Annotated in this window: 18 protein-coding genes; 7 read left to right on the top strand and 11 right to left on the bottom strand. The window is 69.3% G+C overall.

Annotated features, from left to right (window positions below; all coding sequences use genetic code 11):
* Positions 1 to 7 precede the first annotated feature (7 nt).
* On the bottom strand, positions 8 to 1,033 hold the full coding sequence (locus OG496_RS37920) for an ATP-dependent 6-phosphofructokinase (RefSeq protein ID WP_366489955.1): 1,026 nt from the start codon (positions 1,031 to 1,033) through the stop codon (positions 8 to 10).
* A gap of 236 nt (positions 1,034 to 1,269) precedes the next feature.
* Between OG496_RS37920 and pta the strand changes: the two genes are divergently transcribed.
* From pta to OG496_RS37900, 4 genes are all read left to right on the top strand, one after another.
* Positions 1,270 to 3,381: a phosphate acetyltransferase gene (gene pta, locus OG496_RS37915; protein ID WP_405974066.1), complete on the top strand. Its 2,112-nt coding sequence runs from the start codon at positions 1,270 to 1,272 to the stop codon at positions 3,379 to 3,381.
* Entirely contained in the window at positions 3,378 to 4,589 is a 1,212-nt protein-coding gene (locus OG496_RS37910; RefSeq protein WP_405974065.1) for an acetate kinase, read from the top strand. The genes pta and OG496_RS37910 overlap by 4 nt, the downstream gene beginning before the upstream one ends.
* Before the next feature lie 73 nt (positions 4,590 to 4,662).
* Complete coding sequence (pyk, locus tag OG496_RS37905) at positions 4,663 to 6,093, top strand: pyruvate kinase (RefSeq protein WP_405974064.1); 1,431 nt, start codon at positions 4,663 to 4,665, stop codon at positions 6,091 to 6,093.
* A 162-nt stretch (positions 6,094 to 6,255) separates the two neighbouring features.
* The gene (locus tag OG496_RS37900) at positions 6,256 to 6,660 is read left to right on the top strand and encodes a hypothetical protein (RefSeq protein WP_405974063.1); all 405 of its coding nucleotides are present in this window, start codon (positions 6,256 to 6,258) and stop codon (positions 6,658 to 6,660) included.
* 99 nt (positions 6,661 to 6,759) lie between these two features.
* Here the strand turns inward: OG496_RS37900 and OG496_RS37895 are convergent, their stop codons facing one another.
* From OG496_RS37895 to OG496_RS37880, 4 genes are all read right to left on the bottom strand, one after another.
* Positions 6,760 to 8,082 (bottom strand): hypothetical protein, encoded by a 1,323-nt coding sequence (locus tag OG496_RS37895; RefSeq protein WP_366489947.1) that lies wholly within the window; start codon positions 8,080 to 8,082, stop codon positions 6,760 to 6,762.
* Positions 8,072 to 8,686 (bottom strand): DUF6114 domain-containing protein, encoded by a 615-nt coding sequence (locus tag OG496_RS37890; protein ID WP_366489946.1) that lies wholly within the window; start codon positions 8,684 to 8,686, stop codon positions 8,072 to 8,074. Before OG496_RS37890 ends, OG496_RS37895 begins: the two co-directional genes overlap by 11 nt.
* A gap of 117 nt (positions 8,687 to 8,803) precedes the next feature.
* Positions 8,804 to 9,433, bottom strand: coding sequence for a DUF6230 family protein (locus tag OG496_RS37885; RefSeq protein WP_366489944.1), 630 nt, complete (start codon positions 9,431 to 9,433; stop codon positions 8,804 to 8,806).
* A gap of 645 nt (positions 9,434 to 10,078) precedes the next feature.
* A complete protein-coding gene (locus tag OG496_RS37880; protein WP_405974062.1) occupies positions 10,079 to 11,056 on the bottom strand; it encodes a tetratricopeptide repeat protein in 978 nt (325 codons plus the stop codon).
* Positions 11,057 to 11,270: 214 nt separating this feature from the next.
* Between OG496_RS37880 and OG496_RS37875 the strand changes: the two genes are divergently transcribed.
* On the top strand, positions 11,271 to 11,897 hold the full coding sequence (locus OG496_RS37875; protein WP_366489941.1) for a TetR/AcrR family transcriptional regulator: 627 nt from the start codon (positions 11,271 to 11,273) through the stop codon (positions 11,895 to 11,897).
* A gap of 645 nt (positions 11,898 to 12,542) precedes the next feature.
* Here OG496_RS37875 and OG496_RS37870 read toward each other — a convergent pair.
* From OG496_RS37870 to OG496_RS37855, 4 genes are all read right to left on the bottom strand, one after another.
* The gene (locus OG496_RS37870) at positions 12,543 to 14,243 is read right to left on the bottom strand and encodes a methylmalonyl-CoA mutase (protein ID WP_405974061.1); all 1,701 of its coding nucleotides are present in this window, start codon (positions 14,241 to 14,243) and stop codon (positions 12,543 to 12,545) included.
* 93 nt (positions 14,244 to 14,336) lie between these two features.
* Positions 14,337 to 14,675, bottom strand: a complete 339-nt coding sequence (locus OG496_RS37865; RefSeq protein WP_366489939.1) for a DUF3817 domain-containing protein — start codon at positions 14,673 to 14,675, stop codon at positions 14,337 to 14,339.
* A gap of 56 nt (positions 14,676 to 14,731) precedes the next feature.
* Positions 14,732 to 15,241 carry a MarR family winged helix-turn-helix transcriptional regulator gene (locus tag OG496_RS37860; protein ID WP_405974060.1) on the bottom strand — a complete coding sequence of 170 codons (510 nt, stop codon included), beginning with the start codon at positions 15,239 to 15,241 and terminating at the stop codon, positions 14,732 to 14,734.
* 22 nt (positions 15,242 to 15,263) lie between these two features.
* Positions 15,264 to 16,508 carry an MFS transporter gene (locus tag OG496_RS37855; protein WP_405974059.1) on the bottom strand — a complete coding sequence of 415 codons (1,245 nt, stop codon included), beginning with the start codon at positions 16,506 to 16,508 and terminating at the stop codon, positions 15,264 to 15,266.
* Between the two features lie 103 nt (positions 16,509 to 16,611).
* Between OG496_RS37855 and OG496_RS37850 the strand changes: the two genes are divergently transcribed.
* Together OG496_RS37850 and OG496_RS37845 are read left to right on the top strand one after the other, a co-directional pair.
* Positions 16,612 to 17,595, top strand: a complete 984-nt coding sequence (locus OG496_RS37850) for a DUF5937 family protein (protein WP_366489936.1) — start codon at positions 16,612 to 16,614, stop codon at positions 17,593 to 17,595.
* Positions 17,596 to 17,768: 173 nt separating this feature from the next.
* Positions 17,769 to 18,761, top strand: coding sequence for a glycoside hydrolase family 6 protein (locus tag OG496_RS37845; RefSeq protein ID WP_405974058.1), 993 nt, complete (start codon positions 17,769 to 17,771; stop codon positions 18,759 to 18,761).
* 50 nt (positions 18,762 to 18,811) lie between these two features.
* Here OG496_RS37845 and OG496_RS37840 read toward each other — a convergent pair whose 3' ends face one another.
* Positions 18,812 to 20,767: a galactose oxidase-like domain-containing protein gene (locus tag OG496_RS37840; protein WP_405974057.1), complete on the bottom strand. Its 1,956-nt coding sequence runs from the start codon at positions 20,765 to 20,767 to the stop codon at positions 18,812 to 18,814.
* A gap of 3 nt (positions 20,768 to 20,770) precedes the next feature.
* Positions 20,771 to 22,555 (bottom strand): glycosyltransferase family 2 protein, encoded by a 1,785-nt coding sequence (locus OG496_RS37835; protein WP_405976793.1) that lies wholly within the window; start codon positions 22,553 to 22,555, stop codon positions 20,771 to 20,773.
* Between the last annotated feature and the right edge of the window lie 376 nt (positions 22,556 to 22,931).

Genomic DNA, 22,931 nt, shown 5'->3' with positions numbered 1-22,931 from the left:
CACCTGACTAGAAAACCGACTCCGCCTCGTCCATCCGGTCCTTCGGCACCGTCTTCAGCTCGGTGACCGCCTCGGCCAGCGGCACCATCACCACGTCCGTCCCCCGCAGCGCCGTCATCCGCCCGAACTCCCCCTGGTGCGCGGCCTCCACCGCGTGCCAGCCGAAGCGGGTCGCCAGCACCCGGTCGTACGCGGTCGGTACGCCGCCGCGCTGGATGTGGCCGAGGATGACCGGCTTGGCCTCCTTGCCGAGGCGGCGCTCCAACTCGTAGGCCAGCGCCGTGCCGATGCCCTGGAAGCGCTCGTGGCCGAACTGGTCGATCTCGCCCTTGTTGTAGTCCATGGAACCCTCGGCGGGGTGCGCGCCCTCGGCCACGCACACGACGGCGAACTTCTTGCCGCGGGCGAAGCGTTCCTCGACCATCTTGACCAGGTCGGCCGGGTCGAAGGGGCGCTCGGGCAGGCAGATGCCGTGGGCGCCCGCCGCCATCCCGGACTCCAGCGCGATCCAGCCCGCGTGCCGGCCCATGACCTCGACGACCATCACCCGCTGGTGCGACTCCGCCGTCGTCTTCAGGCGGTCCATCGCCTCCGTCGCGACCCCGACCGCCGTGTCGAAGCCGAATGTCCGGTCCGTCGACGAGATGTCGTTGTCGATCGTTTTGGGGACCCCTACGACCGGCAGGCCCGCGTCGCTCAGCATGCGCGCCGCCGTCAGGGTGCCTTCGCCGCCGATCGGGATCAGGGCGTCGATCCCGAAGTCCCGCGCGATGTCCAGCGCGTTCTCGCAGGCCTCGCGGAGACGGTCCCGCTCCAGTCGTGACGAACCCAGGATCGTGCCGCCGCGGGCGAGGATGCCGCTGACCGCGTCCAGGTCGAGGTTGCGGTAGTGGCCTTCGAGCAGTCCGGCATAGCCGTCCTCGAAGCCGATGACCTCGTCGCCGTAGTTGTCGACCGCTCGGTGCACGACCGACCGGATCACGGCGTTCAGGCCGGGGCAGTCGCCGCCTGCGGTGAGAACTCCGATACGCATCGTGCTGTGTCTCCTGCTCGCTGTTGACACCGGTGAGCCGGACCCGATTGTTTCACGTCCCTCAGGGCATCGCCGCTTCCGCCGGACTGGCGGGCGCCTTATCCACCCCCGGAGGTACTGTCAAGAGGGTTCCGCTCACCTCGCTGGGCGGTTTTTATGACCGCCGAAACGCACTCACCAGAAGCCGAACCGCACTGCCAGAAACTGCCCGAAACTGCCCGAAGGGGAGACCACGCGTGACCCGCAGCGTGTACGTGACCGGGATCGACCGCGGCGACGGCCGTCAGGTCGTCGAGCTGGGGGTCATGGAACTCCTGACCCGGCAGGTCGACCGGGTGGGGGTGTTCCGACCCCTCGTCCACGACGGCCCCGATCGTCTGTTCGAACTGCTGCGTGCGCGCTACCGGCTCTCCCAGGACCCCGCGACCGTCTACGGCATGGACTACCACGAGGCCTCCGCCCTCCAGGCCGAGCAGGGGACGGACGAGCTGGTGTCGACCCTCGTCGACCGGTTCCATCTCGTCGCGCGTGACTACGACGTCGTCCTCGTCCTGGGCACCGACTACGCGGACACCCAGTTCCCGGACGAGCTGTCCCTCAACGCCCGCCTCGCGAACGAGTTCGGCGCGTCCGTCATCCCCGTCGTCGGCGGCCGCAAGCAGACCCCCGAGTCCGTGCTCGCCGAGACGCGCAACGCCTATCGCGCCTACGACGGCCTCGGCTGCGACGTCCTCGCCATGGTCACCAACCGGGTCGCCCGCGAGGACCGCGACGCGATCGCCGACCGGCTCGACACCCGGCTGCCGGTGCCCTGCTACGTCGTCCCGGACGAGCCCGCCCTCTCCGCGCCGACCGTCGCCCAGATCACCCACGCCCTCGGCGGCAAGGTCCTCCTCGGCGACGACTCCGGGCTCGCCCGGGACGCGCTCGACTTCGTCTTCGGCGGCGCGATGCTGCCCAACTTCCTCAAGGCGCTGACCCCGGGCTGTCTCGTCGTCACCCCCGGCGACCGCGCCGACCTCGTCATCGGCGCCCTCGCCGCGCACAGCGCCGGCACCCCGCCGATAGCCGGCGTCCTGCTCACCCTGAACGAGGTGCCGAGCCACGGCATCCTCACCCTCGCCGCGCGTCTCGCGCCGGGCACCCCGGTGGTCTCCGTGGCCGGTACCTCCTTCCCCACCGCCGCCGAACTCTTCTCCCTGGAGGGGAAGTTGAACGCGGCCACCCCGCGCAAGGCGGAGACCGCGCTCGGCCTCTTCGAGCGGTACGTCGACACCGGCGACCTCCTCAAGCGCGTCTCCGCGCCGAGCAGCGACCGGGTCACCCCGATGATGTTCGAGCACACGCTCCTGGAGCGGGCCCGCTCCGACAAGCGCCGGATCGTCCTCCCCGAGGGCACCGAAGCCCGCGTCCTGCACGCCGCCGAGGTGCTACTACGGCGCGGTGTCTGCGAGTTGACCCTCCTCGGCCCCGAGGACCAGATCCGCAAGAAGGCCGCCGACCTCGGGATCGACCTCACCGCGGCCCAGCTGATCGACCCGCACACCTCCGAACTCCGCGACCGCTTCGCCGAGAAGTACGCCGCCCTGCGCGCCCACAAGGGCGTCACCGTCGAGCTGGCCTACGACGTCGTCGCCGACGTGAACTACTTCGGCACCCTGATGGTCCAGGAAGGCCTCGCCGACGGGATGGTCTCCGGCGCCGTGCACTCCACCGCCGCGACCATCCGCCCCGCCTTCGAGATCATCAAGACCAAGCCGGACGCCGACATCGTCTCGTCCGTCTTCTTCATGTGCCTCGCCGACAAGGTGCTGGTGTACGGCGACTGCGCGGTCAACCCCGACCCGAACGCGGAGCAGTTGGCCGACATCGCCATCCAATCGGCCGCCACCGCCGAGCAGTTCGGCGTCTCGGCCCGGATCGCGATGCTGTCGTACTCCACCGGTACGTCCGGCTCGGGCGCGGACGTCGACAAGGTGCGCGAGGCGACCGAACTGGTCCGGCTGCGGCGGGCCGACCTGCGGATCGAGGGGCCGATCCAGTACGACGCCGCCGTCGAGCCGAGTGTCGCCGCCACCAAGATGCCGGAGTCCGAAGTCGCCGGTCAGGCAAGCGTGTTGATCTTCCCCGACCTGAACACCGGCAACAACACCTACAAGGCCGTGCAGCGTTCGGCCGGCGCGATCGCCGTCGGGCCGGTGTTGCAGGGCTTGCGCAAGCCGGTCAACGACCTGTCCCGGGGCGCCCTCGTCTCGGACATCGTCAACACCGTCGCGATCACGGCGATCCAGGCCCAGCACCCGAAGACCCAGGCACAGAACCCGAACGAGAAGGCCTCCCAGCAGTGACCGCGACCCGTGTCCTCGTCCTCAACTCCGGCTCCTCGTCGGTGAAGTACCAGCTGCTCGACATGGCGGCCGGCACCCGTCTCGCCGTAGGACTCGTCGAGCGGATCGGCGAGGAGACGTCCCGGTTCAAGCACACCTGCCTCACGACCGGTGCCGTACGGGAGTCCACCGGCCCGATCCCCGATCACGAGGCCGCCCTGAAGGCCGTAGCGGAAGAACTGACGAAGGACGGACTCGGCCTGGATTCACCGGAGTTGGCCGCCATCGGGCATCGGGTCGTGCACGGTGGGCTGGTCTTCACAGAGCCGACGGTCATCGATGACGCCGTGCTCGCGGAGATCGAACGGCTCATCCCCGTCGCGCCGTTGCACAATCCGGCGAACCTCGTCGGGATCCGGACCGCGATGGCGTTGCGGCCCGATCTGCCGCAGGTGGCCGTTTTCGACACGGCGTTCCACACGACGATGCCGGAGTCGGCCGCGCGGTACGCGATCGACGTGGCGACCGCGGACGCGTACCGGATCCGGCGGTACGGGTTCCACGGGACCTCGCACGCGTATGTGTCGCGGGCGACGGCGAAGCTGCTCGGCAAAGCGCCCGAGGACGTGAATGTCATCGTGCTGCATCTCGGGAACGGGGCGTCCGCCTCGGCCGTGCGGGGTGGGCGCTGTGTGGACACGTCCATGGGGCTGACGCCGTTGGAGGGGCTGGTGATGGGGACACGGTCGGGAGACCTGGATCCGGCCGTCATCTTCCATTTGATGCGTGTTGGCGAAATGTCCACCGATGAGATCGACACTCTTCTCAACAAGAAGAGCGGTCTGATCGGGTTGTGCGGGGACAACGACATGCGGGAGATCCGGCGCCGGATCGACGAGGGTGACGAACAGGCGGAACTGGCCTTCGACATCTACATTCACCGATTGAAGAAGTACATCGGTGCCTACTGCGCGGTACTCGGCCAGGTGGACGCGGTCGCCTTCACCGCGGGCGTCGGGGAGAACGCGGGCGCCGTGCGGGAGGCCGCCGTCGCGGGCCTGGAACTGCTGGGGCTCCAGGTCGACGGGGCGCTGAACGCCGTACGGAGTGACGAGCCGCGGCTGATCTCGCCCGCGTCCGGGCGGGTCGCGGTCGCGGTGGTGCCGACGGACGAGGAATTGGAGATCGCCACACAGACCTATGCACTGGTCGGAAATTACAACGCCTGAGCGCATGCCCGCCCATTTGTATCTTCCGCCAGACGGAATATTCCGTAGCGAAACAAACCGATAGGATCGTCCCATGCGCCGTTCGAAAATCGTCTGTACTCTCGGCCCCGCGGTCGACTCCCACGAACAACTCGTGTCGCTGATCGAGGCCGGCATGAATGTGGCCCGCTTCAATTTCAGCCATGGCACCCACGCCGAGCACCAGGGGCGGTACGACCGCGTCCGTGCCGCGGCCAAGGAGACCGGCCGTGCCATCGGCGTCCTCGCCGACCTGCAGGGCCCGAAGATCCGCCTGGAGACCTTCGCGGAGGGTCCCGTCGAGCTGGTGCGCGGTGACGAGTTCACCATCACCACCGAGGACATCCAGGGCGACAAGACCATCTGCGGGACGACGTACAAGGGCCTGCCCGGTGACGTCTCCCGCGGCGACCAGGTCCTCATCAACGACGGCAACGTCGAGCTGAAGGTCCTGAGCGTCGAGGGCCCGCGCGTGAAGACGATCGTCATCGAGGGCGGCGTCATCTCCGACCACAAGGGCATCAACCTGCCCGGCGCGGCCGTGAACGTGCCCGCGCTGTCCGAGAAGGACGTCGAGGACCTGCGCTTCGCCCTGCGGATGGGCTGCGACATGGTCGCCCTGTCCTTCGTGCGCGACGCGAGCGACGTGTACGACGTCCACAAGGTGATGGACGAGGAGGGCCGCCGGGTCCCCGTCATCGCCAAGGTGGAGAAGCCGCAGGCGGTCGCCAACATGGAGGCCGTGGTCGCGGCCTTCGACGCGGTGATGGTGGCCCGCGGCGACCTCGCCGTCGAGTACCCGCTGGAGAAGGTCCCGATGGTGCAGAAGCGCCTCGTGGAGCTGTGCCGGCGGAACGCCAAGCCGGTGATCGTGGCGACCCAGATGATGGAGTCGATGATCACCAACTCCCGCCCCACGCGCGCCGAGGCCTCCGACGTGGCCAACGCGATCCTGGACGGCGCGGACGCGGTCATGCTGTCCGCCGAGTCCTCGGTCGGCGCCTACCCGATCGAGACCGTGCAGACGATGTCGAAGATCGTCGTCGCGGCCGAGGAGGAGCTGCTCAGCAAGGGCCTGCAGCCGCTCGTGCCGGGCAAGAAGCCGCGTACGCAGGGTGGTTCGATCGCGCGTGCCGCGTGCGAGATCGCCGACTTCCTCGGCGGCCGGGCCCTGGTGGCCTTCACGCAGTCCGGTGACACCGCCCGCCGGCTGTCCCGCTACCGCGCCTCGCAGCCGATCGTCGCGTTCACGACCGACGAGAGCACCCGCAACCAGCTCACGCTCAGCTGGGGCGTGGAGTCGCACGTGGTGCCGTTCGTCAACAGCACGGACGAGATGGTCGACATGGTCGACGGCGAGATCGCCAAGATCAACCGCTTCAACCCGGGCGAGACCGTCATCATCACCGCCGGTTCGCCCCCCGGCGTGGCCGGCACCACGAACATGCTCCGCGTCCACCACCTCGGCGGCGGCGAGGGCAACTGACGTACCGCTGAAGGCTCTTGTACGGCACTGAGGGCGCCCCCTGTGACAGGGGGCGCCCTCAGCACGTTCCGGGCTTCTCGCCGAGCGTAAAGAACTTCCCAAGATGATCGTCTTATGTCACTCTCCTTTCCGACCACTGATCAGCAAGGGGGAGGACACTCCATGAAGACTCGTAGAACGATGACACGGGCACTGGCGACCGGCGCGTGCGCCGTCGGCCTGGTCGCGGCCCTACAGGGCCAGGCGTGGGCGGGACAGGTGAGCATCGACGCCTATGGAGATGCCGGGTACGCGACCTTCAACGCCGACCCGGACGGCTCGATCCCCGGTGACTCCATCAGGGCCTGCGACACCAGTGCGGACGGCTGGGCCGTCGAGGCCGCGCTCGACTACCCGCCCTTCGACGGGGTCCCGGAGCGGACGACCAACACCCGCGGCCACGCCGCCGGCTACTGCACCCCGTGGAAGTCCGGCGATCTCGTCGAGGACAGGACCTACCGTCTGTACGTCTCGACGGTGAAGGGCACCACCTACGGCCCCTCGTACTACATCGACGTCCACGCCTGACCTGCGGACGCAGGCGCTCTTGTACGGCACTGAGGGCGCCCCCTGCGACAGGGGGCGCCCTCAGTCGTGCGCGGCTCCCGAACGGGTCTGTGCGGACGCTCAGCCGGTGATGTAATTGTGCAGCCCGGGGATGGTCAGCGTGCCGCCCATCTGGCCGGCCTGGACCACCTTCACGTTGGTGAAGTAGATCAGCGGGATGTTCAGCGGCGGCGGGTTGTCCGGGTCGAACGTGATCGGGATCAGGCCGAACAGGTTGCCCGAGATGGACTCCGTGTACATCACGGTGTCGCCGTCGCGGATGGTGGACGTCGAGCCGGCGGCCGCCTGCACGTGGTACGTCTTGCCGGACTGCTTGTCGTTCACCGTCTGGTGCAGGTCGCCGATGTCGGTCCCGCTGGAGATGACGTACTTCAGGACCTTCTTGATCGTCCCGTTGGCCGTCTTCACCTCGACGACGCCCTGGTAGTCCGCGCCCTTGAGCAGCAGCGAGCTGGCGTTCAGGTACCACGGGTCGTCCGGCAGCAGCACCTTGTTGTCGACGCCGCTGGTGTCGTCCGTGGCGACCGGGCAGTCCGAGGTGTCGGCGCTCTCGCTCGCGGACGGGCTCGGGGTGGCCGTGGCCGAAGCCGCGTCCTCTACTGCCTTGGTGGTGTCCTCGGCCGCCTTGGACGCCGTGTCGGTCGTGTCCTTCACGGTGTCGTTCACCGTGTCGGTGACCTTCTTCGTCGTGTCCTTGACGGTGTCGGACACGCTGGAGGAGTCGCCGGTGGACGCGTCCTTCGTGGCGCTCGCCGAGGCGGACGCGGTCGGCGTCGGGGTGGCGCTCGCCGTGGAGTCGGAGTTCGACGAACCGCCGGTGAGGATCCCGGTGATGGCGTCGCCGATGGTGTCCAGCAGGTTGCCGCTGCTCGCGGACGCGGAGGGCGTCGCGGTGGCGGTACTGCTCGACGAACCGCTCGAATCCGCCGACTTGCTCGCGGACGGCGTGGGCGTGGCCGTGTCGTCGGAACCTGAATCCGACGAACCCGAAGATGCCTTGCCCGAGTCCGCGTCGCCGGTGGCCGTGGCCGAGGGCGTCGCCTCGTCCTTGGACGAGTCGGCGGACTCGCTCGCGGACGTGGACGGCGTCGCCGAGGGGCTCGCCGTCGACCCGGCGAGGGCGGCGACACAGTCCTTGTACTCGTCGGCCGTCAGGCTCTTCGACGACGGCGAGGTCGTCGATCCGTTGTCGGCGAGGGCGAGCGAGGACGTGAAGCCCATCCCCATGATCACGGCGGTCGGCATCGCCACCGTGGCTATCGCCTTGCCGGCGGGCATGTGGAGCCTGGTGAACAGCGGCTTCTTGGGTGCCGCATGCCGCGGCCCGGTTCTCACACGGGACTCGTCCACATCAGTCCCGTGGGTCACCTCGTCAGCCGGCACTGTGCCTCCCGTTCGCCCCGTTGTTCACCGGGCTCGTTCCTGACAGATCGTTCGGCTCGTCCGTACCGTCGGCGGACTCGTACGGCGCGGGCTCCTGGGGCTTGGCGTAGTACGACGCGGAGTCGTGCGGCGCCGCCTCGTACGGTGCGGCCGCGGCGGGCGCGCCGCCCTCTCCCTGTGCGACGTCCTGCAGCGCCTGCGGCTCCGGCGGTGCGCCCGGCGCCCACGACACGGCCAGCGCCCCGCCGACCATGGCGAGGAGGAAGCCGACCAGGAAGCCGCCGAGGTTGGACACGGGGATGGACACCAGCGCCAGCAGGATCGCCGCGACACCCGCGAAGGTGCGCACGTGCTTCTGGTACCAGAGGCTGAAGCCCAGGACGACCAGCAGTACGCCGATGATCAGGGACCCGGAGCCCGCGGTGGTGGCCATCGCCAGCGTCAGATGGCCCACCTGGAGGTGTGCGTACGGGAAGTAGGCGATCGGGAGTCCGCCGAGCATGACGAACAGACCGGCCCAGAACGGCCTCGTGCCACGCCAGGCACGAAACTGCAGCCTCCGGCGGGCGAACTGGCCGGATGCGGCAGGAGTCTCGGCGCTCATGGAAAACAGCTCCCTGGTACGGCGTTGCTGTGGTGGAGAGTTGCACCTCGTGTGAAGGTGCGGTTGGAAGGTGGACGGGCGGGGGCGCCACCGGCTCCCCCGCCCGTCAGCGAGTGCTCAGTAGCACTCGTGGGTACCCGTCGACAGCGACATCTTCAGTCCGCTGAGCTTGAAGGTTCCGGCAGTGGTGGCCCACGCCGTCTGCTTCACGCCGACCAGAGTCGCCTTGTCGGCGTCCTGACCGAACCCGAACGGGTTGGCCGCATCGCCGCTCTTGATACCCGGACCCTTGAGGTCCTTGCCGGCCACGCCGATCCGCATGTTCTCGAACGTCGCGTCGGCGGAGAGGTTGTCGACATCGATGTAGAGATTGTCGGCCTCGACCGGCGTACCGTTCCCACCCGCCGTCAGCGTCAGACTCACCGAGCCGAGCAGCGGGATGTTCGGGGTGACCACGGACTGGCACATGTTCGTGATCTCGGCGCTGCTAAACGCCGACACCGCGACCGGGTGAGCCGTCTTCGAGCCGTCGAGGTTGTACCCCGAGTCAATGGCCCCGTACTGGCTGAAGCCCGTACCGACGAGCTTGTCCGCCGTCACCTTGAACGACTGGCCGGAAACGCTGAATGACGCGGCGAGAGCACCCTGCGCGAGGGCGACACCTATACACGCCGTAGCGGCGACGCTGGGCACCATGACCACAGCGAAGCGCTTCCATCTCGTCCCGCCACGCACCTGGGACTCCATATTTCCTCCTTCTCGGACGTACATCTCCTGGCCCTGACTGCCCCCAGTTGGCGGCTCAGCCGGGCAGGGATGGGAGAAGTGCTACGTCCTCGGGAAGGGGAGCGCCCGTCCTCGGAGGCGCGAACCGCGCACCGATCACCGGCGATCACCCCCGAGCGACAACCACTGGTCGCGCCTGACGCACATCACGCACAACCTTGCTGGACAGGCTCCGCCGTGAGGCGAAGACCCCCCTGTCCAAGAGCCGACTCCATTGTTCCGGCTCTACTCGGTGGGGACCCAGGAAACCCCGTCGGCCCGACCGGCTGTCGGGGTACGGAAATGGACCGAGCGTCGCCGATCGTGGTGCATTCTCGCCGCCCGCACAAGGGGCTTCGTTACTGGGTAGTAACGGCCGGATAACCGAACAACGACCCGCCGGTATCGGTCGACGACGCTGGGTGTCATCGTGGGCCAGGACAAATCAGTTGACACCCGGGCGGAATCCGACAGATCAACGCCCTCGACTTACTCCAAGTAACAGCGGCCGCGATTACCAAGATTTGGTAAAGCGCGGCCGCAGTGACACTCCGTCGGCAAATCTTTCACTCCGGCAACACAGGTCACGAGGTTTACCGACTGGTCAGAACCGGCCCCGCGCCCCGCTCAGAACAGCGCCCGCGCCAGGGCCCGCCGGGCCGCCGTCACCCTGGGGTCATCGGCCCCGACGACCTCGAACAGCTCCAGCAGCCGCAGCCGTACGGCATCCCGGTCGTCACCCACCGTGCGCCGCACGGTGTCGATCAGCCGGCTGAAGGCGTCCTCGACATGACCGCCCACCAGATCCAGGTCGGCGGCGGCGATCTGCGCCGGCACGTCACCCGGCTTCTCGGCGGCCTCGGTGCGCACCTGCTGCGGGTCGAGCGTCGAGACACGGTGCAGCAACTCGGCCTGGGCGAGCCCCAGTTTGGCCTCGGAGTTGCCCGGGTCGTCGCTGAGCACGTTCTTGTACGCCTGCACGGCTCCGCCGAAGTCCCCCGCGTCCAGCGCCTGTACGGCGGCTTCGAGCAGCGCGTCGTACGGTCCCGCCGGCACCTCGGCGACGACCTCGGGCCGCTCGCCCGGCGCGGCGTCGGGGTCGACGTCGAGACCGGTGAGGCCGAAGCGCTGCTCGGCGACCTGGATCAGCTGGTCGAGGGTCTCCCGGATCTGCGACTCGGCGGCGGCACCCTGGAAGAGCGGCAGCGCCTGGCCCGCGACCACCGCGAAGACGGCCGGGATGCCCTGCACCCCGAACTGCTGCATCAGCATCTGATTGGCGTCGACGTCGATCTTGGCAAGGACGAAGCGTCCGTTGTAATCAAGCGCGAGCCGCTCCAGGAGCGGGCTCAGCTGCTTGCACGGCTCGCACCACTCGGCCCAGAAGTCGATGACGACCGGGACCTCGGTGGACCGCTGCAGGACCTCGCTCTCGAACCCCGCCTCATCTACGTCGATCACCAGGTCGGCCGGGGAGACGGCCCCGCCGCCGCCCTGCCTGGCGGTCTCGGCGCGTGCCTGCTCCGCCTTGACCTTGGCCTCCTGGGCCGCCTTCACCGCGGCGAGGTCGACGACTCCGCTCATGGACATGTTCCGTGGCTGCATGCGTCTATCCTCCCCCGTCCGCGCGTGTGAATGAAAAGCGTTGTGAAAGCCGGTCTGCCGCAAGCCTGTTGTGAACTGTTCGACGCCGGGTCCCCACCCTGCGCCCAGTGGTTACGCTACGACCCGTAGCGTAATAGCACTGGCCCCTTCGCGGATACAGATACCCGGTGATCTCCCTCACTGCACCACAGGAACCGCCGGTTATGGTCAGGGGATGCAGAGCAGCACTCCCGCCCCACGCGCCGCGGGACGCCCCCGCAGCACCACCGCGGACACCGCGATCCTGGCGGCGACCCGGGAGGCACTGGTCGAACTCGGCTGGTCCAAGCTCACGTTGGGAGACGTCGCCACGCGCGCGGGGGTTGCAAAAACCACCCTCTACCGCCGCTGGGCAGGCAAGAACGAACTCGTCGTCGACGCGGTGGCGGAGCTCTTCGACGAGCTCCACCTCCCCGACCGGGGCACGCTGGCCGCCGACATCGAGGGCGTGGTCCTCCAGTTCGCGGCGATCCTGGCCCGCCCGGAGGCGAAGAGCGGCCTGATGGCGGTGGTAGCCGAATCGATCCACGACGACGCCCTGCGCGACCGCATCCGCGAGTCGATCGTCGACCGCCAGAAATGCCTGGTCCTGGAGGGCAGAGCCAGGGCCCAGGCCCGCGGCGAACTCCCCCCGGAGACCGACCCGGAGGAAGCCGCCCGCACGGCCGACCTCATCTTCGACGTGGTCGCGGGCGCGGTCGTCCACCGCACCCTGGTGAGCGCGGAACCGGCCGACGAGGAGTGGGTCCACAGCTTCACCCAGGTCCTCCTGCTCGGCCTGACGTCACTCAGCAACCCCTAGGATCTGCCCGGCGAACCCGGTCACGACCGCGGGGCCCGGCACGCACACCCGAGACACTGCCGCCGGCCGCCGACTCCAGCTCCCCCCACCTCCACAGACACGGGGTCAGGCACACACACCTGCGGCGCTGTCGCCGACCGCCACGCCTCCCCGCTCCCGACTTCGCCCACCTCCACAGACGCGAGGCCCAGCACACACACCTGCGGCGCTGCCGTCGGTCGCTACGACTCCCCGCTTTCGGCTTCGCCCACCTCCACAGACGCGAGGCCCAGCACACACACCTGCGGCGCTGCCGTCGGTCGCCGACTCCCCCGCTCTCCACTCCCCCTCTTCCGCAGCCGCGAGGCTTGGCAGGCACATCTGCGCCGTTGCCATCGGTCGCCGAGTCCCCCCGCCCCCGCGGACACGGGGCCCAACACGCACACCTGCGGCGCTGTCGCCGGCCGCTACGACTCCCCACTCCCGACTTCGCCCACCCCCACAGACGCGAGGCCCAACACGCACACGTACGACACTGCCGCCGACCGCCGGCTCCCCCGCTCTCGGCTCCGCCCACCGCCGCCTCGCGGCGTCACGCACCCGGCCCCGATACCGGCGCCGATCGGGCCCCGCCGGTCTCCTGCGGCCCGATCGGCCGGGTCCGGCCTAGAAGCCCGCGGGCTCCGTGTAAACCCCCCACTCGTCCCGCAGCACCCCGCAGATCTCCCCCAGCGTCGCCTCCGCCCGCGCGGCGTCCAGCATCGGCCCGATCATGTTCGACCCGTCCCGCGCGGCCGCCAGCATCGCGTCCAGAGCCGCCGCTACGGCCGCCTCGTCCCGTACGCCCTTGCGCGCGCCCAACTCCTGGATCTGGTCGCGCTCCACCTCGTGGCTGACGCGCAGGATCTCCAGGTCGCCGGTGACCGACCCGTGGTGCACATTGACGCCCACGACCCGCTTGTCGCCCTTCTCGACGGACCGCTGGTACTGGAACGCGGCCTCGGCGATCTCGCCGGTGAACCAGCCGTCCTCGATGCCGCGCAGGATGCCGGAGGTGATCGGCCCGATCGGGTGCTGCCCGTCCGGGTGGGCCCGCAGCCCCCGCTCCCTGATCTGCTCGAAGATCTTCTCGGCGTCCGCCTCGATCCGGTCGGTGAGCTGCTCGACGTACCACGAACCACCCAGCGGATCCGCCACGTTGGCGACTCCGGTCTCCTCCATCAGCACCTGCTGCGTCCGCAGCGCGATCTCCGCCGCCTGCTCACTGGGCAGCGCGAGGGTCTCGTCCAGCGCGTTGGTGTGCAGCGAGTTGGTCCCGCCGAGGACCGCGGCGAGCGCCTCGACTGCCGTACGCACCACGTTGTTGTACGGCTGCTGCGCGGTCAGCGAGACGCCGGCGGTCTGGGTGTGGAAGCGCAGCCACTGGGCCTTCTCGGACTTGGCGCCGTAGACGTCCCGCATCCAGCGGGCCCAAATGCGGCGCGCCGCGCGGAACTTGGCGATCTCCTCGAAGAAGTCGACGTGCGCGTCGAAGAAGAAGGACAGGCCGGGCGCGAAGACGTCCACGTCCAGGCCCCGGGACAGGCCGAGTTCGACGTACCCGAAGCCGTCCGCCAGCGTGTACGCCAGCTCCTGCGCGGCCGTGGAGCCGGCCTCGCGGATGTGGTAGCCGGAGACGGACAGCGGCTTGTAGGCGGGGATGCCGGTCGCGCAGTACTCCATGAGGTCGCCGATGAGGCGCAGGTGCGGCTCGGGCTCGAAGAGCCACTCCTTCTGGGCGATGTACTCCTTGAAGATGTCCGTCTGGAGCGTGCCGTTGAGGACGGCCGGGTCCACGCCCTGCCGCTCGGCCGCCACCAGGTACATGCAGAAGACCGGGACGGCCGGCCCGCTGATCGTCATCGACGTCGTGACGTCACCCAGCGGGATGCCCTTGAAGAGGACCTCCATGTCGGCGGCGGAGTCGATGGCGACCCCGCAGTGCCCGACCTCGCCGAGCGAGCGCGGGTCGTCGGAGTCCCGCCCCATGAGGGTCGGCATGTCGAAGGCCACCGACAGACCCCCGCCGCCGTTGGCGAGGATCTTCTTGTACCGCTCGTTGGTCTGCTCGGCGTTCCCGAACCCGGCGAACTGCCGGATGGTCCACGTCCGCCCCCGGTAGCCCGTCGCGTACAGCCCGCGCGTGTAGGGGTACTCCCCGGGCCACCCGATCCGCTCGAAGCCGTCGTACCTGTCCCCGGGGCGAGGCCCGTACACCGGCTCTACGGCGTCTCCGGAGAGCGTGGTGAAATCGGCCTCACGCGTGCGTGCGGCGTCGAACCGGGCCTGCCAGCGTCGGCGGCCCTCTGCGATGGCTTCAGCGTCCATACCTTCGAATTTACTAGGACGTCCTAGTAAATGTCGATGGCTGACCGCCGTACGCAACTCGTACGGCGGTGAGAGCAGTGGGAGCCGTGCGGCTCAGACCTTCGCGGCGACCGGAACCGGCTCGGCGAAGTGACCCTCCAGCTCGTGGCTGATCTTCCGCTCGACGAAGAACGCGGCCGTCGGGATCGTGCCCGCGAGGAGCACCCACAGCTGCTTCCCGACCGGCCACTTCGCCTTGGAGCCCAGGTCGAAGGCGAAGAGGAGGTACACGACGTACAGCCAGCCGTGCGCGATGGCGACGACCTCGGTGAAGCTCCCGGCGCCGTCGATCTTCAGGAGGTACTTGGCGATCATGCTCAGGCAGAGCAGGACCAGCAGCACACCCGTGGTGTACGCCAAAACGCGGTAGCGGGTGAACACGCTCTTTTTCATGAGGACGAGCGTAACCACCCGTTCCGGGCGATCTTTCCCCGGGTCGGCGGCCCGGGTCACTCCTCGTCGAAGTCCTCCGCGGCGACCCTCAGCGGCCGCAGCATCGCGAAGATCTCCCCGCACTCCTCGGCGTCGTAGGCGCCGAGACCGAAGTCCATCTCCATCAGGTCGCGCGTGGCCGCGTCGCAGACCTCGCGGCCCTTGTCGGTGATGGAGGCGAGGGTCCCGCGGCCGTCGTTGGGGTTGGGGCGCTTGGCGACGAGACCGGACCTGACCAGGCGGTCCACGGTGTTCGTCACGGACGTGGGGTGCACCATGAGCCGCTCGCCGATCTTGGACATCGGCAGCTCGCCCGCCTTGGAGAAGGTGAGCAGCACGAGTGCCTCGTAGCGCGCGAAGGTCAGTCCGTACGGCCTGACGACCGCGTCGACCTCGGCGAGCAGGATCTGCTGCGCCCGCATGATCGAGGTGATGGCGGCCATGGACGGCACGTTTCCCCAGCGCTGTTTCCAGTGTTCGTCGGCGCGGGCGATGGGGTCGAAAGGAAGACTGAGCGGCTTTGACACGGCACCAGACCTTACCGGCCGGTCACATCGTGGTCAGCCCCGTCTCGCCTTTCGGTCCCTTGGCGGTCCTGCGGGCTTCTACGGCGAGCAGGGCGCAGCAGACCGTGCCGAGCGCCCCGGCGCCCACGACCGCCCCGCGCACCCCGGCGAACTCGGCGGCCACACCGGCCAGGGCCATGCCCACGCCCTGGATCGTCATCAGCCCGGCGGTGAGCAGGGTCATGGCCCGGCCGCGCAGTTCCTCGGGCACGTCCCGGACGAACCACTGGTCGAGGCCCAGCGTGTACGCGGACCCGGCGCCCGCGATCACCAGCAGCGCGAGGGAGAGGGCCAGGCCCGGCCGGCAGGCGTAGCCGAGGTAGGGCAGCAGGGTGCAGCAGACCAGCGGGAGGGCGATCCGCGCCCGGGTGGCGGGGCGCAGCCGGGAGCCGGCGTACAGCTCGCCGGCGATCGTGCCGACGGGCAGGGCGCACATCAGCAGCCCGAGCCCGGTCGAACCGGCACCGAGCCCGGCCGCGTAGGGCGCGGCGAGGGCCTCCGGGGCGACGGAGAACATCGCCGGGAGCCAGAAGAGCAGGAGCAGTGCCCGGACCCTGCGGTCGGCGAGGACCTGCCGGGCGCCCCTGAGGGAGTCGGTCAGCAGGGCGCCCCCGCCGCTGCTCCGGGCGGGGCGGCGCCGGGTGCCGAGGCGCAGCAGGGCGGCGGAGGTGAGGAAGGTGCCCACGGTGATCAGCAGGGCGTGGCGCGGGGAGACCACGGTGAGCAGCAGGCCGCCGAGTCCGTATCCGACGAGCAGCGCGCTCTGCGACACGATCCGCAGCAGTGAGCGGCCGAGCACGAAGAGGTCGCCGTCGCCGAGGATGTCGGCGAGCGTCGCCATCCGGGTGCCCGCGAACACGGGTGAGACGACGGCGAGGGCGCAGCGGAGCAGCAGCAGTACGGCGATGCCGGTGCAGGGCGTCACCATCGTGGCGACGCAGGCCGCGCACACCAGGTCGCAGACCACCAGCACGCGTCGGGCCGGGTAGCGGTCGGCGACTCCGGCGAGCAGGGTCCCGCCGATCAGATACGGCAGGAAGCCGACCGCGAACGCGAGCGCGCTCAGCAGGGGCGAGCCGGTGAGGTCGTAGACGAGGACGGAGAGCGCGATCTCGGTGACGACCACGCCGAGGAGGGACAGCGCGTGCGCGGCGAAGACGACGCGGAACTCGGGGACGGCGAGGACGCGGCGGTAACCGGTGGGCGGCGCGGGAGGGGCTTGGAGCATGGGCAGCAGCCTGCTCAGCGGCGCCGTGGCGTCCTAGAGTTTCGGCCAGGGCCGAATCTTCAAGTTCTTCAGGTTCTTCAGGACCGAATCTTCTGGGGTGGGCATGCCGTCGCGGCTGTATTTCGGGGAGGACGACTTCCTCAGGTGCCGGTTCGCCGTGTCGCCGCTCTGGGAGACGCAGGAGGTGGTGCGGACGCTCAAGCGGCCCGAGCGGCAGGGCTATCACACGCCCTGGCTGCGGCGGACCGGCGCGGCGGCGGCCGGTCTCGATCTCGCGCCGCTGTGGCTGCTGATGCCGCAGACGGGGCACTGTCCCGGCTGGCTGTGTCCGCCGCCGATCGGCCCCGCGGCCACCTTCGAGCAGGAGATCGCCGCCGTCCGCGCGGCCGATCCGGCGCGGGCCAGGGAGGACACGGCCCGGTCGCTGGCATCCACCCCCGGCGCGCCGGAGTCCGCGCGCGGCCGGGCCTGGCTGCGTGAACCCGCCCGCATGATCGAGGAGTTGGCGGACGCGATGGAGGCCGTCTGGCACACCCTGGTCGCGCCGGACTGGCCACGGCTGCGCGCCCTGCTGGAGGCGGACATCGCCTTCCACTCGCGTCGGCTGGCCGAGGTCGGGCTGGGCGTGCTGCTCCCGGAGATCAGCCGGCACTGCGGCTGGGACGCCGGGACGCTGACCGTGGACTTCCGGGGCGAGCACGAGCGCCGGCTCGGCGGTCAGGGCCTGGTGCTGCTGCCGAGCGTCTTCATCTGGCCGAACGTGGTGAGCACCTTCGAGCACCCCTGGCAGCCGACCCTCGCCTACCCGGCCCGCGGTATCGGCGCCCTGTGGGCCGAGCCCGCCGACCACACACCGGACGCGCTGCTACGGCTGCTGGGGCGCGGTCGGGCCGCCGTGCTGGTCGCGCTCGACGAACCCGCCTCCACGACCGCCCTCGCCCACCGCCTCCGCCTCGCGCCCTCGTCGGTGTCCGCGCATCTGACGGTGCTGCGGGACGCGGGCCTGCTCACGGCCCGACGCTACGGCCATCAGGTGCTCTACGAGCGGACACCGCTGGGCATCGCGCTGGCCTCGGGCCGCGACTGACCGGCACGCCAAAGCTCCACACGGCGTACCAACAGCCGCCACCGTGCGCCAACAGACACCAGCTGGCCGGCCTCACGCGGCGGCCGACCGGCGCGCCAGGGCCCGGCGTGGTGGTGGATCGTCCACAATGCTGACGAATCATCACTTAATGTCCCCTCGCGCAAAGGAGCGGCATGTCCCGGCTGATCCGCACGTTCGCGGTGCTCTCGGTGTTCGGCCTGGCGGTGGGCTGTTCGTCCGGCGCCGACGTCGACGAGGCCTCCGTCGCCGGTGCCCGGTCCAAGGAGCCGATGGGCGACATGACCTTCTGGGTCGACCCGGCGAGCCCGGCGGCCGAGCAGATCCAGATGTGGGAGCGGGAGGGGCGCAAGCAGGACGCCGCCCTGCTCAAGCGGATCGCCGACGAGCCGACCGCACTGTGGCCGGCCGGTGAGATCGACCCCGGCCCGGTGATCAGGGCGGCGACGGCGGCCGCGCGCCAGGAAGGACGTACGGCGGTCTTCGTCGCGTACGACATTCCGCACCGCGACTGCGGTCAGCACTCGGCCGGCGGGGCCGGGGACGCCGATGCCTACCGGGCGTGGATCGGGAAGTTCGCCGAGGCGCTGGGCGACGCGAAGGCGCTCGTGGTGCTGGAGCCCGACGCCGTCGCGCACATGGTGGACGGCTGCACACCCGGTGAATACCAGGGCGAGCGGGATCAGCTGCTGAGCGAGGCGGTCGTCCGGCTGAAGCAGCAGTCGGGGACGAGGGTGTATCTCGACGCGGGCAACCCGTCCTGGATTCAGGACTCTTCGAAGCTCGTGGAGCCGTTGAAGCGGGCCGGTGTCGAGGAGGCCGACGGCTTCTCCCTCAACGTCTCCAACTTCCAGACGGACGCGGTGACGAAGAAGTACGGCGTCCAGCTGTCGCGCGACCTCGGCGGCAAGCACTTCGTCGTCGACACCAGCCGCAACGGCAACGGGCCGCTGCCCGGCGCCTGGTGCAATCCGCCGGGCCGGGGCCTGGGCACCCGGCCGACCACCGACACCGGCGAACAGTCCCTGGACGCCTATCTGTGGATCAAGCGGCCCGGCGCCTCGGACGGCACCTGTGAGGGCGGTCCCGACGCCGGGCAGTGGTGGCCGGAGTACGCCTTGGAGCTGGCACGCAACTCCAAGGCGTAGCAAGGCACTTCAGTTCGCCTTCAGTTCGCTTCAGTTCGCGGCGGTCAACTTCACTGCACCTGGATCCACTTGGCCTCCGACGGCGTGCCCTGGGCGTCCGTCACGAAGAGCATGTACCAGCCGGGCGGCACCAGGGCCTGGTCCTTGGGGACGTCCACCGTCACCGACTTGCCGTCCTTGACGAGGCCGAGCTCGATGGAGCGCTGCTCGACGTCCGTCGTGTGGGTGACCGAACTCGGGCGCATCAGGCGGGCCTTGACGACCCGTTCGGGGTGGTCGGTGCGGAAGGTCGCCCGGTGGTGCCGGTCCAGGGTCTCCGGACCGTCCTGCAGAACCGGCCTGTTGCTGCCGTTCTTGTGCAGCGCGGGCGGGGTGAAGATCTCCATGCGCTGCTCGAAGTGACCCAGTTTGGTGTTGGCCTGGTCGTCGAAGAGCGGGTCGGAGCCGAACGTGACGACCCTGCCGTCGGGCAACAGCAGTGCCTCGGAGTGGTAGTTGCGGCCGACCATCGGGGCGGCGGCCTCGCGGAAGGCGTTGCCCTTCGGGTCGTAGAACTGCGCCTTGAAGATGTTGCTGGCGCTGCGGCCGCGGTAGTCGGAGGAGCCGTTGGTGGTGAAGACCGAGTCGTCCGGCATGATCACGCTGTTCAAGTACCGCGTGCCCTGGGGGAGATCGGGGCCGTCCTTGAAGACGGGGCTGTCCTGCTTGAGGTCGACGACGGCGGTGCGCGGGGTCGACTTCTTGGACTCGCCGACGCCTCCGCCGCCGAGGATCATCACCTTCTGGTCCTGGGCAGGCGGCAGGAGCAGCGAGGACGAGGTCTCGGTCTCCTCGGGGTCGCGCAGCCCGGCGACCTTGGTGAACTTGTTGGTCTTCAGGTCCCAAAGGCCGGGCTCACGGCCCTTGTTGGCGGGTCCGTACCCGGCGTTGGAGGCCGGGTAGAAGAGCTTGCCGCCCTTGGTGAGGAAGAGGGCCGGGTAGGTGGGGAAGTACCGCTTGGGGCCCGGGGTCCACTTCTTGGTCTTCGGGTCGTAGATCTCGTTGTCGCCCTGGTCGATCACGCCGACGTCGTCGAGGCCGGAGACGGCGAGGACGCGGCCGTCGTCGAGGCCGACGAGGGTCGGGTACCAACGCGCCTTCTCCATCGGGTCGACGGCGATGTACCGCTCGGCCCTGGGGTCGAACTCGTAGGCGGCGCGGATGCCTTGGTAGTCCTGCTTCTCCAGGGTGATCTTCTCGGAGAGGCCGTACGTGTTGTTCGCGTCCTTGCCCTTGAGGCCGACGATGTCGTACTGCGCCTGGTTCTCGGTGACCGACATCGGGCCCGCCTCGGCGGCCTCGACGAAGACGCGGACCTCGCTCGCGGTGACCTTGGTCTGCCAGGGCTGCATCACCCCGCGGGCGTTGTACGTCACCTTGAACTCGCGCTTGGCCTTGGGGACGGTGACGTCGAACTTGGTGACGTAGTCGACGCCGGCCGGGGAGCGGAAGACGGTGCCCTTCTTGAGGAACATCGCCTTGTTCGGGCTCTCGTTCTTGACCCGCATGCCGCCGCCGGCCCGCTTGACCTCGCCGTCGAGGAGTTCGTAGCGAGCCGTGCCGCCGGCCACCAGCAGGTTGCCGCTGGGGAGTTGGCTGTGTCCGCCGCAGAAGAAGTCGACCGGGGTCGGGATCTTCTTGAAGGTGTCGGCCTTCGGGTCCCACAGCACGGTGTCGAAGGACCCGGCGTTGAACTTCTTCTGCTCGTTGCCGGACCCGGCCACGATCAGCACCTTGCCCGTGTGCAGCAGCGAGGCGTGGATGGCGTTGGTGCGGTACTCCTTCGGGATGTCGATCTGGTCCCAGGAGCCGTACTTGGCCATGTACCCGGGCCGGGTGATCTTGTACTCGTGGTACTGCTCGCCGGCGAAGTCGAGGGCGGCCGGGGCGTTGAGACCGGCCAGGACGGCGACGCCGCCGATGCCGAGGACGGTCTTCCTGGTTTTCTGGGACGGCTGGAAGGCCATGGTCTAGTTGCCCCCTGTCGTGGTGCTGGAGACGGACGGACCGGCCCCGGTGGTGGCGAGCGCGGGCTCGGCGGTGTCGAGGGTGCGCGCGCCGCCGAGCAGCGACCGGCGTTCCCGGCGCTCCTTGATCAGCGAGCCGACCCAAACTCCCAGCGGCGCAAGGGAGATGACCATCGCGAGGACCGCCCAGGTGCGCATGGCCGCGTGGGTGTGGTCGAGGACGACCGAGGCGGCCAGCGAGGTGGCCAGGAGGATCGCCCAGAAGAGGTGGATCCGGAAGGTCATCACCCGGTCCGGGCTGGCGTCGCCGCCCTTGGGCGTGACGACGAACCGGCTCGGCCGACGGATGAGCGCCTCACCGAAGGACTTCAGATAGATGGGCGCGGAGAGCGCCGACATCGCCATGCCGGCCAGCCCGCCCGACCCCTCGGGTTCGTGCGGGGAGACGTTGTGCCGCCGGTTCCAGAGATAGAGCCCGATCTGGAGCGCGGCCGCATCGCTGTAGAGCATCAGCCACACAGAGGCCGCGACCTGCGTACCGGACGCCCCGAACCACAGGAACAGGAAGCAACTCATGATGCCCAGCAGCCAGTTGACGGCCGTCATCGGGTAGTAGACGAGCATCAGCGTATACGAGAACAGCCGCCCCGGAGGCATCGTGAACGGCGCCTTCCAGTACTGCTTGATCAGCGTCTCGTACGTCCCGCGCGACCACCGCATCTGCTGCGTGAAGAAGTCGGTCCAGGAGGCCGGCCCCTCCCCCACGGCGAGCACGTCGGGCGTGTAGACGGACCGCCAGTGCGTACGCGTCAGGGGATTGCGGTGCCGGTGCAGCTCGAAGCCCGTGGCCATGTCCTCGGTGATGGAGTCGTACAGCCCGCCGATCTGCTTGACGGCGGCGATCCGTACGACGTTGTTGGTACCGACGAACATGGGGGCGCGGTAGCGGTTGCCGGCGCGCTGGATCAGCGCGTGGAAGAGGAACTGCTGCGACTCGGCGGCCTTGGTGACGGGGTTGTGGTAGTTCCCGTACACCTGCGGTCCCACGACGAAGGCGACGTCCGGGTCGCGGAAGTAACCCATCATCCGCTCAAGGAAGTTGGGGAGCGGCACGTGGTCGGTGTCGACGGAGGCGAAGAACTCGTAGTCGCCGCCGTGCATCGCGATCCAGGCGTTGTAGTTCCCGTGCTTCGTACGGGCCTTGTGGACGCCTTTAGGCCGGTTCCACTCGGGAACTCCGTGCCGCGTGAAGTGCCGTACGCCCAACTCGGCGCACAGTGCCTTGGCCTGCTCGTCGTCACCCTCGTCGAGGAGCCAGACGTCGACCGGACCCGTGTGGGTCACATTGACCGCACCTTCGAGGGTGGCGCGGACCATGGAGAGGGGTTCCTTGCCCGGGACGTACGTCGTGAGGAAGGCGACGCGGGTGCCGGGGGCGGGGACGACGGGGATGGGGTCGCGGGCGACCAGTGTGGCGTGGGCGACGGAGGCGACGTTGACGACCATGAACAGCTCGATGAGGCCGATGGCTATCAGCATCGTGACGTCGAGCCCGACCATCCACTCCTGACCGCCCTCGCGCTCCACCCAGTGGGAGGGCCACACGAGATAGACGAGCAGGGCGGCGGTGAGCACCGGGGCGAGGCTCATCAGGAGGACCGCACGTATTCGGTGGGGCTCGCGCGAGAGGAGCGAGTTGTACTGCACCTGGTACGACGCACCGGACGGCTCCGTGAGCGGTCCGGCCAGTCGGCTGTAGGTGTCGTAGTCGTAGCCCTCCGGCCGCACAGTGCCCTCCAATGATTGAGGAGTGATCGACGCCCGGGGACCGAGGAACCGTGGAGTCCGACTGGAGACCGTGGAACCGAAGATCGACCGGGCCGATACCCACACACAAGTGGACATATAGGGGCATGTCGAACTGGGTGCGTCCAGGTGGGTGGGGAGTTGACTCCGGCGGCGGAACGGGATGCCTCCGGCGGTGGGGTGGGGATCTCCGGTAGTGGATCGGGGTGCTTCGGGCAGCGGAGCTGGTGCCTCCGGCAGTGGAGCGGGATGCTTCCGGCGGCCGAACAGGATGCCTCCCCGGTCGCGGAGCGAGGTGCTTCCGGCGGCGGGACGGGGTTCCTCCGGTAATGGAGCGGAGGGTCTCCGGCGGTGGAGC

It is taken from the genome of Streptomyces sp. NBC_00988 (genome assembly GCF_045162645.1).
GTDB lineage: Bacteria > Actinomycetota > Actinomycetes > Streptomycetales > Streptomycetaceae > Streptomyces.
The sequence above is the reverse complement of the archived record's forward strand: the minus strand, read 5'-3'. Positions and strand labels throughout refer to the sequence as shown.

Excerpts from the sequence above, each read along its gene's own strand:
- OG496_RS37920 (WP_366489955.1), bottom strand. The coding sequence starts at position 1,033 with ATGCGTATCGGAGTTCTCACCGCAGGCGGCGACTGCCCCGGCCTGAAC.
- pyk (WP_405974064.1), top strand. The coding sequence starts at position 4,663 with ATGCGCCGTTCGAAAATCGTCTGTACTCTCGGCCCCGCGGTCGACTCC.
- OG496_RS37900 (WP_405974063.1), top strand. The coding sequence starts at position 6,256 with ATGAAGACTCGTAGAACGATGACACGGGCACTGGCGACCGGCGCGTGC.
- OG496_RS37890 (WP_366489946.1), bottom strand. The coding sequence starts at position 8,686 with ATGAGCGCCGAGACTCCTGCCGCATCCGGCCAGTTCGCCCGCCGGAGG.
- OG496_RS37885 (WP_366489944.1), bottom strand. The coding sequence starts at position 9,433 with ATGGAGTCCCAGGTGCGTGGCGGGACGAGATGGAAGCGCTTCGCTGTG.
- OG496_RS37880 (WP_405974062.1), bottom strand. The coding sequence starts at position 11,056 with ATGCAGCCACGGAACATGTCCATGAGCGGAGTCGTCGACCTCGCCGCG.
- OG496_RS37875 (WP_366489941.1), top strand. The coding sequence starts at position 11,271 with ATGCAGAGCAGCACTCCCGCCCCACGCGCCGCGGGACGCCCCCGCAGC.
- OG496_RS37870 (WP_405974061.1), bottom strand. The coding sequence starts at position 14,243 with ATGGACGCTGAAGCCATCGCAGAGGGCCGCCGACGCTGGCAGGCCCGG.
- OG496_RS37865 (WP_366489939.1), bottom strand. The coding sequence starts at position 14,675 with ATGAAAAAGAGCGTGTTCACCCGCTACCGCGTTTTGGCGTACACCACG.
- OG496_RS37855 (WP_405974059.1), bottom strand. The coding sequence starts at position 16,508 with ATGCTCCAAGCCCCTCCCGCGCCGCCCACCGGTTACCGCCGCGTCCTC.
- OG496_RS37850 (WP_366489936.1), top strand. The coding sequence starts at position 16,612 with ATGCCGTCGCGGCTGTATTTCGGGGAGGACGACTTCCTCAGGTGCCGG.
- OG496_RS37845 (WP_405974058.1), top strand. The coding sequence starts at position 17,769 with ATGTCCCGGCTGATCCGCACGTTCGCGGTGCTCTCGGTGTTCGGCCTG.
- OG496_RS37840 (WP_405974057.1), bottom strand. The coding sequence starts at position 20,767 with ATGGCCTTCCAGCCGTCCCAGAAAACCAGGAAGACCGTCCTCGGCATC.